At 66.4% G+C, this 12,729-nt stretch carries 11 protein-coding genes; 3 read left to right on the forward strand and 8 right to left on the reverse strand.

Going from position 1 to position 12,729, the window contains the following annotated elements:
* Window positions 1-418: 418 nt before the first annotated feature.
* The 4 genes from ACFQE0_RS16035 to ACFQE0_RS16050 all read right to left on the reverse strand — a co-directional run bounded on the left by ACFQE0_RS16035 (window position 419) and on the right by ACFQE0_RS16050 (window position 3,656).
* A complete protein-coding gene (locus ACFQE0_RS16035) occupies window positions 419-631 on the reverse strand; it encodes a hypothetical protein (RefSeq protein ID WP_378971368.1) in 213 nt (70 codons plus the stop codon).
* 210 nt (window positions 632-841) lie between these two features.
* Window positions 842-1,033 (reverse strand): DUF3606 domain-containing protein, encoded by a 192-nt coding sequence (locus ACFQE0_RS16040; RefSeq protein ID WP_378971370.1) that lies wholly within the window; start codon window positions 1,031-1,033, stop codon window positions 842-844.
* Between the two features lie 62 nt (window positions 1,034-1,095).
* Complete coding sequence (locus tag ACFQE0_RS16045) at window positions 1,096-1,920, reverse strand: BLUF domain-containing protein (protein ID WP_378971372.1); 825 nt, start codon at window positions 1,918-1,920, stop codon at window positions 1,096-1,098.
* Window positions 1,917-3,656, reverse strand: coding sequence for a putative bifunctional diguanylate cyclase/phosphodiesterase (locus ACFQE0_RS16050; protein ID WP_378971374.1), 1,740 nt, complete (start codon window positions 3,654-3,656; stop codon window positions 1,917-1,919). Before ACFQE0_RS16050 ends, ACFQE0_RS16045 begins: the two co-directional genes overlap by 4 nt.
* A gap of 354 nt (window positions 3,657-4,010) precedes the next feature.
* On the opposite strand from ACFQE0_RS16050, the gene ACFQE0_RS16055 reads away from it, so the two are divergent.
* Window positions 4,011-4,559 (forward strand): YgjV family protein, encoded by a 549-nt coding sequence (locus tag ACFQE0_RS16055; RefSeq protein ID WP_378971376.1) that lies wholly within the window; start codon window positions 4,011-4,013, stop codon window positions 4,557-4,559.
* Between the two features lie 80 nt (window positions 4,560-4,639).
* Here the strand turns inward: ACFQE0_RS16055 and ACFQE0_RS16060 are convergent, their stop codons facing one another.
* Window positions 4,640-4,906 (reverse strand): GCG_CRPN prefix-to-repeats domain-containing protein, encoded by a 267-nt coding sequence (locus ACFQE0_RS16060; protein WP_378971379.1) that lies wholly within the window; start codon window positions 4,904-4,906, stop codon window positions 4,640-4,642.
* A gap of 430 nt (window positions 4,907-5,336) precedes the next feature.
* Here ACFQE0_RS16060 and ACFQE0_RS16065 point away from each other — a divergent pair, with 430 nt between their 5' ends.
* The gene (locus ACFQE0_RS16065) at window positions 5,337-6,497 is read left to right on the forward strand and encodes a PepSY-associated TM helix domain-containing protein (protein ID WP_378971381.1); all 1,161 of its coding nucleotides are present in this window, start codon (window positions 5,337-5,339) and stop codon (window positions 6,495-6,497) included.
* 7 nt (window positions 6,498-6,504) lie between these two features.
* Here ACFQE0_RS16065 and ACFQE0_RS16070 read toward each other — a convergent pair whose 3' ends face one another.
* A complete protein-coding gene (locus tag ACFQE0_RS16070) occupies window positions 6,505-8,652 on the reverse strand; it encodes a TonB-dependent siderophore receptor (protein ID WP_378971383.1) in 2,148 nt (715 codons plus the stop codon).
* A gap of 379 nt (window positions 8,653-9,031) precedes the next feature.
* Between ACFQE0_RS16070 and ACFQE0_RS16075 the strand changes: the two genes are divergently transcribed.
* On the forward strand, window positions 9,032-9,844 hold the full coding sequence (locus ACFQE0_RS16075) for a DUF502 domain-containing protein (protein WP_378971385.1): 813 nt from the start codon (window positions 9,032-9,034) through the stop codon (window positions 9,842-9,844).
* Window positions 9,845-9,913: 69 nt separating this feature from the next.
* Here the strand turns inward: ACFQE0_RS16075 and ACFQE0_RS16080 are convergent, their stop codons facing one another.
* The gene (locus tag ACFQE0_RS16080; RefSeq protein ID WP_378971388.1) at window positions 9,914-10,234 is read right to left on the reverse strand and encodes a hypothetical protein; all 321 of its coding nucleotides are present in this window, start codon (window positions 10,232-10,234) and stop codon (window positions 9,914-9,916) included.
* Between the two features lie 269 nt (window positions 10,235-10,503).
* The gene (recG, locus tag ACFQE0_RS16085) at window positions 10,504-12,636 is read right to left on the reverse strand and encodes an ATP-dependent DNA helicase RecG (protein ID WP_378971390.1); all 2,133 of its coding nucleotides are present in this window, start codon (window positions 12,634-12,636) and stop codon (window positions 10,504-10,506) included.
* Window positions 12,637-12,729: the final 93 nt, after the last annotated feature.

Genomic DNA, 12,729 nt, shown 5'->3' on the forward strand with positions numbered 1-12,729 from the left:
GCCTGTGGCTTGCAATCCGAAGCGTTCCAACCGTGACCGACCCAATCGCCTCACCACTCTCCGCGAGGAGGGGAGGTTCCTGCGCGAGCAGATCCGCCAGAGCAAAAAATGCGCTCGCACCGCGAGGCGGGCGACCGAGAGCTCTACACCTCTTTGGCAAGCAGGAAGTGCTTCTGCGCGCCCTACACAACAAGTGGGAGGATGCGCCGGAGCAGCACATCCTGGGCGTCATGATATGATCTAACCGGCGCAAGGTAATGGAAGCGCAGGCCCAGATCCTCGTCCAGACGGTTTGGGGTTGCAGCTGGCGGATGACGCCCAAGACCTCCGCGGCGGTCGAAGCCGGTCAAGCGCGGTGGGATTAGCAGAGCAGCGCTGCATGACGGCGGCGCTAAACCATGTCTTCGGCGAAAATTTCCTAGGCGGCTCTTGCCGCCTGAATCGGTGCCAGCTCTAGCCAAAGGTCGAGGCCAAGCGGGCCTTGCTTACGGAGCGTGATGCGAGCGGACCGAACTTCACCGTCGCGGACGAAGGTCACCTCGCCGAAGTGTCCGCCGGCCGTCATGACGCGCACGCGAACGGCATTTTCGTCAGACGACAGGACCGAGCACGGCACGTCATAGCTGCCCATCCGGAGCAAAGCCTTCGGGTGCGAGGACGCCTTGACGAAGTGCTTGTTAGACATGCAGCGCGGGTCCCTCGCTCAATCGAGGGAAGCCTAAGGAGCCAATCCTTAACCGTTGGTTGAGCCCGTCCGCCGCCGTCCGCCGCGACGACCCCTACCGCCCTCCAGAAAGAGGCGAAGCAAGGTGTGTCGGAGACACCGGAGCGGGTTCCGACCCTAGACGATTCCGCTGGCCTCGTAGGGCCACGGCAGGCCCAGTTGCCCGGCGACGGCCGCCGGATCGTCGCCTACGTCCTGCACGGCGGCGATGACCTTCTCAACTGGCACCTGGAACCGGCGCGCCCAATACGCGGCGGCGCTCGGCTCCTCGACGTTCACTCGCGTCGGCTCTTGAGACATGTCGGCCATCGGATCCTCCCTGTGAAGCAATCCGTCGGCGGCGAATTGGTTCTGGTGGCCGGACCTCCCCCTCAGGCCACGGCGGAATTCGACGCCTCGAAGTTCGCGGGGTTCGAGCCGGCATCGGCAGCCTCCTCGAAGAAGGCCATGGCGAGCAGCCGTGAGCGATAGCACCAGAAGTCGCGTTGCTCGCGCAAGCGATCAAGCCGCCCGCCGGATTCGGCCACGGCGACGCGCAGCGTGTCGAGTTCGGCGCGCAGGGCGGAAATGCGATCCCGCTCCTCGGCCAAAGCCGCTTTGAGGATCGCGATCGTGACCGCCTCACGGGTCAGGCCGGGCGTCTCCGGCTCCGGCACGGGCCGCGCCGCTTGCGACGGGATGAGGGGTGCGATCTCCCTGCGCAGGCGCTCAGTATCCAGCGTACGTGGCAGCGGCTCGGGCGAAGGTTCTGGCGGGGAGGCGGCCATTCCCTCCTCCTCCAGGACGAGGTTATGCAGCATGGCGAAGACCTGATCGCCGTCCAGGCGGCGCAGATCGAACCCGCTTTCGATGGCGAGGCGGCTCCATTCGGCCCGTCCGGCGGTCGAGCGGCCGACGAAGGCCATCGACCATTCCGAAAAACTTCGCTCCGTGACCGGCCGACATTCCAGCACCGTGACGTCGCCGTGGCGCAGATCGCGCTGGATGCGTTCGAACGTATCCTCGACGCCCTTCTGAGGGCCTTCCAGCACCTGCGCGAAGGCGCCATCGTTGAACATCAGCGCGCCCGTCACCCCGGCGCGGGCATTGTTACGGCGGGACGCCTCCAGAATCCGCTCTACGGCCACGCGCGTCTCGGACTCGCTCGCGCCGAGGAGGTTCTTGCTGGCATAGACCAGTCGGTAGAGATCGCTCATCGGGCTGCCCCCGGCATGGAAAGGCGGTCTTGAGGTGTCTGCGGCAACAGACGCATCAGCTCTTCGAGCGGCACCGGACGGCTGATCAGATAGCCCTGCACGTCGGTGCAGCCCTCGGCGCGGATGCGGCGCATCTGCTCCTCGGTCTCGACGCCCTCCGCCACCGTCGTCATGCCGAGGCTGCGGCCGAGCCCCGCAATGGCGCGGATGATCGCATCGCCATCCGGCGCGGTGGCGAGATCTTTCACGAAAGAGCGGTCGATCTTGATCTTGTCGAAGGGGAAGCTGCGCAGGTAGCTCAGCGACGAGTATCCCGTTCCGAAATCGTCCATGGAGACGCGCACGCCGAGGGTGCGCAGGCGGTGAAGGGTTTCGAGCGTGTGCTCGTTGTTCTGCAACAGCACACCCTCCGTGATCTCGAGTTCGAGGCGGCTCGCGGGCAGTCCCGAGGCGGCGAGCGCCGAGACGATCATCTCCACGAGCCGCCCGCTCTTGAACTGCGCGGGTGAGACGTTCACCGCCACCGTGACCGACGAGGGCCACAGGGCAGCGTCGCGGCACGCTTGCCGCACCACCCATTCGCCGATCGGCACGATGAGGCCGACCTCTTCCGCCAGCGGGATGAACTCGGCCGGAGGTATGGTTCCGCGCTCGGGATGCTTCCAGCGGAGCAAAGCCTCGCAGCCGGTGAGGCTCTGGTTCGCGAGGTTCAGTTGCGGCTGGTAGTGGAGCACGAATTCGCGCCGCGCGAGGGCCTGCCGCATGTCGAGTTCCAGGCGGCGGCGGGTCTGCATCCGCACGTCCATCTCCGGCTCGAAGAAGCGGAACGTGCCACGCCCGTCGAGCTTGGCGCGATAGAGCGCGAGGTCGGCATGCTTGAGCAGCCGGTCGGCCTCGGTCCCGTCCTTGGGCGCAAGGGCCGCACCGAGGCTCGCGCCGATGGTGAGCAACTGGCCATCGATGATGTATGTGCGCCCGACGAGGTCCACGAGCCGCCGGGCCAGGACGGTCACGTCCTCCATTCGCCCGGCACCGGCCTGGATCACCACGAACTCGTCCCCGCCGATCCGCGCGACCGTGTCGATGCCGCGGACGGCCGAGCGCAACCGGTCGGCCACCTTCACCAGAAGGGCATCTCCGACCGCATGGCCCAGCGTATCGTTGATCGGCTTGAACCGGTCGAGATCGATGAGGAGCACCGCGCAGGGCTCGCCGTAACGGGCCAACCGGTCGAGGGAATCCCCGAGGCGCTCGCGGAGCATCAGCCGGTTTGCGAGACCGGTCAGTGGATCGAGCCGCGCCAGCTCGGCCGAACTCGCTTCGTGCGCGCGGGTGGCGGTGACATCCTTCAGTGCAACGGTCCAGCCTTCCGGCATCGGGCGGATCCGCACCGCAACGATCCTGTCTCCCACCGTGATCTCACGGATCGCCGCGCTTCCTTCGTTGCGGATGTGGCGCAACATCCAGAACACATCGCGCCAGCCTGTGCCGCTAGCGGTACCACTGGCCTTGGCGAAGACGCGCAGCAGAGAGCGCACAGGGGTTCCGAGGGTCGAGGGGCAGCCTAGCCCACCGAGGATCGCCCGCGCCGGGGCGGTCTCGACGACGACGCGGCCCCGTCCGTCGATGGCGACCACGCCTTGATCGAGCCCATCGAAATAGGCGGTGAGCGCACAGGCGCGATCGGCCTCGTAGGGGCTCTCGGCGACAGCGAGTGGCGACGGCGATGCGGGCATTGCGGAACGGGGTTCGCAGGGCGTCCCGTCTCAACGGGCCGCGTTCCACCATGAACATGGTCAGGCGTCACCAATTCGTGACTTCGGTGCGGCAAGACAGAAAGAAAGCGCGAGAATTTCCCCGAAAATCGTCAGTACAATTGTATGTGAATCTCGTCAGCACATCTTCGCGCTCTACGCGAATTAATCTGCGTCACAAATAACGCCGGCCAGGGCATCCGGACTGTGCCCGGCGCGCCACGGCGTCCGGGCTGCAAATCTCGCGTTAAGGGACCGGTTACCATCCAGCCTTAGCGCCCGGCCCATGGTGTCGAGAAGCTTCGACATCGCCGCTGTGCAGCAACGATCCTCATTATGTCAGTCTTCGAGTCTACGATCGCCGTCGCCGGACAGGTCGACGTCTTGGGCGCGCTCGGCCTATGCCTTGGCTTTGCCTCGGGTGCCGTGAGGGGACGGGAGCGGATTCTGTATGTCTCGGCCGCATGCGCGACCTGCTTCGGCCTCGATTACCTGCGCCTCGGCGCTTCGACCGGGGCGGCGATGTGTGCCCTCTCCGTGCTTCAAGGTCTCGCTTCGGCCCGGTTCGGCGGGGCCGCGCGGCGACCTGCCTGGTTCGGCCCCTTCTTCGCCGCAAGCGCGATGGCGGTACTGGCCCTGACAGTGGCCACGTGGTCGGGCTGGCCCTCGGCCTTCGCGGGGATCGGCGCACTCTGCGCCATTCGTGCACGGTTTCAGGCCGACGCCGAGGCGATGCGCTGGAACTTCGTCGGCGCCTCCCTTGCCTGGGCGGGCCACAACATCCTCGTTGCATCGCCCTTCGCCCTGGCTTGCGATCTCGTGACACTGGCAGGCCTGTTCCTGGCGCTGCGCCGGAGCGAGCGCCGCCGAACGGCCATGGCCTGAAAAAGCATGCGAAAAAGGTGGCGCCGCCTCCCTGGGAGACGGCGCCACCGGTCTAGGGGACCTTCAGGTCCTGCCGGATTTTACCAGCGGCGCCAGCCGTGGTGCCAACCCCAGTGACGGTGCCAGCCGCCATAGGCCACTGGGCGGTGCCAGCCCCAGGGGCGGCGCCAGCCATAGCCGTAGACCGGGCGCACGACGATCGGCCGGTAGAAGCCGTTGGGTCGGCAATAACCATAGAAGTTGCGATGGAAGCCGGGACCGCATCCGTCACGCGCTTCCGCAGTACCGGCCGTAGCAGCGACAGTACCGACCGCCAGGAGGGCGGCGCCGATCAACTTCATTCGCATAGAAGTCATCCTCCTTCGTAGGTGTCTATGAACACCGGATGCTGGATGACGGTTGCAACGCGGCCTTGTTCGCTCTGTATCATTTTGTTTCAAGCTGCGTGATCGCATCTCCTTAGGTCCGATGACTATGATCACGCATCCGAGAGCGGCAGGTAATCTTACCGGCAACGCCGTCCACCGGGGGAGGGTGCATCTCGTAAAGGGTCCAGTGGCGGAGAGGCCCGATAGTTTTGGCAGCATTCCACCTGATATTTGGCGGAGAGTTCACTTTAGATCATTTCAAAACAGGCCACTATCACTCAATCCATTGCGGGAAATGCTTGTCGGTCACCCTTGATCGGTCCAGCTCCTTCACTTACTCCCGCGTCGATCGGCCCAACGGAGCTGATCCCCAACGCTGTCGCCCGGCGTGCAGCACCGGAGCCCCATCATGCCGAGTTCCCGCGCGATCCTGTTCCGCCTGCACTGGGCGCTCGGCCTCACCGCCGGGCTCGTCCTCGCCGTGATGGGGGCGACCGGGGCACTGCTCAGCTATCAGGAGGCCCTGACCGATTGGGCGAATGGCGACCGGCTGGTGGTGTCCGCGCGCGAAACACCGCCGCTCGCCCTGTCGGCTCTGACGAAGCGGATCGAGGAGCAGAATCCCGGCCTCAGGGTGGCCCGGTTGACCCTGAAGGACGACCCGTCGGCCAGCGTCGCCGTCCGCTTCGACCGAGATGCGAACACGAAGGTTCGGCCGGATTCCGTCTACGCCGATCCCTACGATGGCTCGGTGCTCGGTCCGATGCGCGGCGAGACTCTGTTCAACACGGTGCTCGGCCTACACCGCTTCCTGCTCATCCCGGGGGATTCGAAGGGCTGGGGACGGCAGATCACAGGCGTTTGCGCCATCGCACTGCTCATCTTCCTCGCCAGCGGCCTCGTGCTGCGCTGGCCGCAGATCCACCGCCTGCGGATCTGGCTGCGCCCCAACCTGTCGCGCCCGGGCCGGGCGCGGTGGTGGTCCCTGCATGCCGTGGCCGGGACGTGGCTGCTTCCGGTCTACCTCATCATCGCCGTGTCGGGCCTGACGTGGTCGTATGATGGGTTCAAGGATATCGTGAACGCCGCCCTCGGCGCCGCGAAGCCTGCCAAGCCGATGCGCATGGTGAAGCGCGCCGACGCCAACCCCGAGGCGAAACCGGATCTCGACGCGGTCTGGACCGCCTTCCGTGAGGGCGAAGGGCGTGGAGCGAGCCGGATGCAGATTCTTCTGCCGGAGGCCGCACGCCAGCCTGTGCGCATCCGGTGGTTCTCACGCGACGACGACCGCCCCGCCGCCCGCAACGAGGCGAAATACGAGGCCGCCACCGGGGCGCTGATCTCCGCCGAACGCGCTGCCGATCAATCCCTCGGCCAGCGCGCCGCCTTCAACATGCTGGAAGTCCATCGCGGGCGGTTCTTCGGCGAAGGCTTCGCTCTTCTGTTCTGCCTCGCATCCCTCGCCATGCCGGGCTTCGCGGCGACGGGGATCGCGCTCTACGTCCTGCGTCGGCGGGCGGCGGCCCGGCGGGGGACGCGCAAGAGCCTGACCCCCGTGGCCGCCGAGTGACCGGGCCTCACATCTTCACGCGGATGGCGGCGAGAACGGTGAACGGCGCCCCCGGCGTATTATTGAACTGATTGAAGGGCTGCTCGATGTAGCGGGCGTTCGTCAGGTTGCGGAGATTGACCGAGAGCCGCCACCGTTCGTCGAAATCGTACCAAGCGGCGGCATCGACGCGGGCGTAGGCGCCGACGGAATAACTGTTCGTGACATCGCCGAAGCGGTTTCCGACATAGGTGACGCCCGCGCCGAGCCCGAGGCCGCGCAGTGCGCCTTCTCGGAATTCGTAGGTCGTCCAGAGATTCGCGCTGAAGCGCGGCACGCCCGCCAGACGGTTGCCGACGATCGGCGTGACGTCCCGCGTGACCTTCGCATCGAGGAAGCCGACGCCGCCGATCACGTTCCAGCCGGGCAGGATCTCTCCCGCGAGATCGGCCTCGAAGCCCTGCGATTGCTGCTCGCCGGTGATGATCGAGAAACCGGTGTTCACGGGGTCGGAGACGGCGACGTTGTTGCGGGTGATCCGGAAGGCCGATCCCGACAGGGTAAGGGTCGGCAGGATGTCGATGCGGGTGCCGATCTCCATCTGCTCGCCCGTTTCCGGCGGCGGGCTGACGACGTTCAGCACGTTGGCCGTCTGCGGAAGGAACGAGGTGGCGTAGCTGGCGTAGAAGGTCAGTGGCTCAATCGGCCGATAGATTAGGCCGACGCGAGGCGAGGCGCCGAAGAGGTCCTGTTCGGGGGGATCGTCCGGGTGTTGGGCTGGCGGTTGAAATAGAACTGTGTGCCCAGGTCGAACCGCGCGCCGACGACCAGCTCGAAGTTGCGGGGTTAGGACGATCTGGTCCTGAAGATAGAAGCCGAACAGCTCGACCTTCTGCTTCAGATCCTGCTGGAGACTCACCGCCACAGGCCGCGCGCCGAAGACCGGGTTCAGGAAGCTCACGGAGGGTAGGACGCCCTGCTGCGAATAGGGGTGGCGAAAGCCGTTCGCGTATTCGAAGCCGAACAGGGCCGTGTGGGACAGGCCGAGCGTATCGAACTTGAGCACCGCCTCGGTCTGGGTATCGATGGCCGAGAAGATCGAATCGACCGTCGCCTCGCGCCGCTGCACGCTGGTGCCCGCTGCGTTCACCCCCGTCGCGCGGGAGGCGAAGACGTTGAACTGCCCCCATTGCGCGCTCACGATCTGGCGCAGCATCAGGTTCTCGTTCACGTCGTGCTCGACGCGCAGCGTGCTGGAATTGAACTCGCCGTAATAGCGAGACCAGGGCTCGCCGTAATACCGCTTGATGTTGTCGAGCGGCACCCGCCCCCGATAGGCGATCAATCCCTCATCGTACTGGCTGTACTGACTGGAGAATTCCGAGTTCCAGTAGACACGCGTGTCTGGTGTGGGCGTCCAGCTGAAGGCGGGCGACACGAAATAACGCGAGTTGGTGTTGTCGCCGATGTTGCGGAAGGTCGGATCTTCCTGCGCCGCGAAGCTGACTCGCCCGGCGAGCGTATCCGAGCCGAAGAGCGCACTCGACACCGTGCCCTGCACCCGCCGCAGGCCGAAATTGCCGCCGAGCACGGTCATCTCGCCCGAAGGCTCCAGGGTCGGCCGACGGGTGACGATGTTGACGACTCCTCCCGGATCGCCGCGGCCGTAGAGAACCGAAGCCGGGCCCTTGATCACCTCGACGCGCTCGGCATTCGCGAGGTCCCGTTCGACGGGGTAAAAGGCGAAGGCCGGATTGATCAGCACGCCATCGACGGCGAAGATCTGCGTGCTGAAGCCGCGGATGATGTAATTCTGCGAGCGCCCCTGCACGGTGCTGCCGGGAATGACGTTGCTGACATTCGTCACCGCATCCGTGAGCCGCAGGTCCTGCTGATCACCGATGACCTGCCGCGGCACGACATTGATGGTCTGCGGCGAATCACGCAGCGCCGTGTCGGTCTTCGTCGATGTGGCCGAGCGCGTCGCGCGGTAGCCCACGACCGGCCCGAAGGCCCGCTCCTGCCCCGCTCCGCCCTGGCCGACGACGCTCAACTCGTCGAGGGTTACTTCGCTGCTCGTCGGCTGCGCCTGCGCCGGACCCAAACCCGCCGCCATGGCGAGGCCGAGAGAGAGCCGGTTCCGCAACGGGGAACGGCGCGGGAAACGGGTCGACATGGCTCTCCGAGACAAATTGCGGCGCGACACTCGCGCCATTCGTGTCTTCGGCGGCCAAGCTTGTCAGATCAACCGAGTATCCAGTTTTGCTTCTGGGTTTCCCCGCATTGATTGCGCCTGTTCCACAAACACAACATGACGAATTATATTAATTCTAGAGAACAGGACCTTCGCTGACGTCCCTTGGGCCCGAGGAAGATAGCCTCGAGACCATTCAACAAGATTGCGCACGATGTGTCGCTGACGACGCTCCCGTCGCAGAGGTCGGCCCTTGAGCGTGGAAGGCTCAACCGCTACCTGTCCGCGAGAGGTATCGTCACCGGGTCTATTGCCTCCCCGGGGCCGGAATTCCCGGCAGCCTGCGGCCGAGAGGGCAGTCGTGGCGTCGAGTCTTCCGCCGATCCCGTCCCCGGATATCGATCCGAACGCGCCCAAGAGGCGCGTAAGCGCCCGCGGGCGGTTGCGCACCTACTTTCTCACCGGCGTGATCGTGGCGGGGCCCTTGGCCATTACCGCCTACATCACGTGGTGGATCATCGCCCTGATCGATTCCTTCGTGAAGCCGCTGATCCCGGCGAGCTACCTGCCCGACCATTACCTGCCGTTCTCGATCCCCGGGATTGGCCTCGTCATCGCGTTCCTGGCGGTGACGATGCTAGGCTTCCTGACCGCGAACCTCGTCGGACGGTCGGTCATCGAGTTCGGCGAGGTGCTACTCGCCCGCACGCCGGTCATCTCCGGCCTGTACAAGGGCCTTCGGCAGATCTTCGAGACGCTGTTCTCGGCCAACGGAACATCCTTCCGCACCGTCGGACTGGTGGAATTCCCCGTGAAAGGAACCTGGTCGGTGGTGTTCCTCTCGGCTCCCGCCGCGCTGGAGGTGGAAAACGCGCTCCATGCCAGGGGAGCGGCGACCGGCGCGCCGACGGGCACGACGAAAGGCGACCTCGTGGGCGTGTTCCTGCCCTGCGCGCCTAACCCGACCACGGGGTTCTTTTTCTATTTGCCACGCTCGGAGGTGGTGGAAGTGCCGATCAGCGTGGACGATGCGGCCAAGCTCGTCATGTCGGCGGGGGTGATCCAGCCGGAGGATCCCCAGGCCCGGCTCAACGCCATGGCCGCGACCCTGCGGGCGACCCACGGCCCCGGAGCCGCGTCGCCCACCCGGCAGGCCGCGCCGGAGGATGCCTGAACATCAAAAGGGCCGCCCCGTCATCCAACGGGGCGGCCCTTTTCGATCTCATCGATCGCTGATGGGCGATCAGCGCTGCAGCGAAGCCTGCTGAGGCGCGATGGTCGGCGGCGTCGCCTGAGCGACCGAGACGGTCGCGCGCTGGGCGGGAGCCATCCAGCCGGTGCTGGCCTGCACCGTCAGCGCAAGGCCCAGGGCCACAACGAGGCCGTTGGCGGCAATCCAGAAGGGGCGAGAGGCCCGCTTCACGGAAGCCTGCAGTTCTTCCGCAGTCCGGTTCGCGCTGGACTCCCGATCCGAGATTGGCATCAGCCACGGCTCATTAGGGAGCGCGAAGTGGCAGGCCATCTCGTTGGAGCCCGGCAGGTGCTGGAACAGTCCGTTCGACATGTCCGTCCTCCAGATTCGTCCGTGACAACCCGGCGTACCGGGCCATTCGTTCATCTGCAGTTAAGGGACGATTGTGTCGGATGCAAGGTCTCAGGGTAGGCGTGGACTGCCCGGGGCCAATTCCAGCCGATTTTCCGATGTTCTAACACACTGAAAACGTTGCGGTTTTCTCCAAACCTGCGGCGCAGTGCCTAGTCTCCTGCAAATTTTACAAGTTTTCTCGCGCCTGTCAGTTTCCTGAACGAAGCCGACTTTTCTGAACGAAGCGTTCAGCCAGCGCCGATCAGGCGGATCGCCGCTTCGCGCTCGAACAGATAGAGAAGGACGCGCAGGGCCTGTCCTCGCGGGGTCTCCAGCTTCGGGTCGCGCTCGACGATCAGCCGCGCATCGTCGCGAGCGGTTTCGAGCAAGTCACCGTCGCCCTCGATTCGGGCGAGCCGGAAGGCAGCGAGCCCCGATTGCCGGGTGCCCAGGACCTCGCCTTCGCCGCGAAGCTTCAAGTCGGCCTCGGCGATCCGGAAGCCATCCTCGGTCTCGCGCATCATTTCGAGGCGCGCACGGGACACCTGACCGAGCGGGCCACGATAGAGCAGCAGACAGGACGAGGCCTTGGCCCCGCGCCCGACCCGTCCGCGTAACTGGTGAAGCTGGGCAAGGCCGAAGCGCTCGGCATGCTCCACCACCATGATTGTGGCCTCCGGCACATCGACGCCCACCTCGACGACGGTGGTCGAGACCAGCAGCGTCGTCTCGCCCGCCGCGAAGCGGGCCATCGCAGCGTCCTTTTCCGGACCCGGCATCTTGCCGTGGATCAACCCGACCCCTTCGCCGAAATGCTGCTTCAGGTCCTCGAACCGCTCGGCCGCCGCCGCGAGGTCCACGAACTCGGATTCCTCGACCAGGGGACAGATCCAATAGACGCGCTCGCCCTGTGCCATCGCCCGGCCGAGCCCGGCCACTACCTCGTCCAGCCGCTCGGTCGAGAGGGTGAGGGTACGGATCGGCTGGCGGCCCGCAGGCTTCTCGTCGAGGATCGAGACATCCATGTCGCCGAAGAAGGTCAGAGCCAGGGTCCGCGGGATCGGCGTCGCCGTCATAACGAGGAAGTCCACAGCTTCGCCCTTGGCGCCGAGCGCGAGGCGCTGGTGGACGCCGAAACGGTGCTGCTCATCCACCACGGCGAGGCCGAGATCGTGGAACGTCACCGCCTCCTGGAACACGGCATGGGTGCCGACGAGGATGTCGATCTCGCCCGCGGCAAGATCGGCCAAGGTCGCCCGGCGCTCGGCGGCCCTGTCGCGGCCGGTCATCAATCGCAGGCGTAGGGCTCCGGCGAGGGGCGCGAGGCGCTCGAAATGCTGCCGGGCGAGGATCTCGGTCGGCGCCATCAGCACGGCCTGACGCCCGGCCTCTACCGCCGAGGCCATGGCGAGCAGTGCCACGGCGGTCTTGCCCGAGCCGACATCGCCCTGGAGCAGACGTAGCATCCGGCGCGGAGCCGCGAGGTCGGCGCGGATCTCCTGCACCGCCCTGGCCTGAGCCCCCGTGAGCCCGAAGGGCAGGCCCTCGGTCAGCTTCGCGACGAGGCGCCCGTCACCCGCATTCACGCGGCCCGCCTTGCGCCGCTGGCGGGCGCGGGTGAGCGCAAGGGCGAGTTGCGAGGCGAGCAATTCGTCGTAGGCCAGCCGCCGCCGCGAGGGCGTGCCCGGCGTGGGCTGGAGCGGATCCGCCGGGCGGGGCGGCACGTCGTCGGGCCTATGCTCCGTGCGCAGCGCGTCGGCGAAGGTGGGGTACCGGTTCTTGGCGAGCCAGGCCGGGTCCTGCCATTCCGGCAGGGGCGCGAGTTTGTCGAGAGCCGCCACGGCGAGCTTGTTGATCGCCCGCGAGGTCAGACCCTCGGTGGCGCCATAGACGGGCTCCACGGCGGGCAGGTCCGCCAACCCGGCCTCATCCATGATACGCGAGGGATGCACCATCTGGCGCATGCCCTCCCACACATCGATCTTGCCCGACACGTAGCGGTGCGCACCCAGCGGCAGCATCTTCTCGACGCGTGCGCGCGGCATGCCGAAAAAGACGAGTGTGACCTCGCCGGTGGCGTCCTCCGTCACGACACGATGCGGGCGGCGGCCGGCACCCTGAGTCGGCGGCCGGTGCGCCACCACCGTCACGCCGATCGTCACCGGCTCGCCGACGGGCGCCTCGGCCACTGAACCGACGAGACGGCGCGAGACGCCCCCCTGGGGCAGGTGGAACAACAGGTCGACGATGCGCGCTTCGCGCTCGGGCGTGCCGAGCAGCTTCTCGATCAGCGGCGCGACCTTCGGCCCGACGCCCGGGAGGGTCCGGGCCGGGGCGAAGAGCGGATCGAGGAGGCTCGGGCGCAGGCTTGTATCGGTCATCGCAATCGGCGCCACCCTAGACCAGCGCGGCTTACCGGAGCCTTCCCGCTCCGGCCACTCATGACGGCGACGCAGCGGGCTGCGTGGGCTACA

Source organism: Methylobacterium komagatae (assembly GCF_042661665.1).
Taxonomy (GTDB): Bacteria; Pseudomonadota; Alphaproteobacteria; order Rhizobiales; family Beijerinckiaceae; genus Methylobacterium; species Methylobacterium komagatae.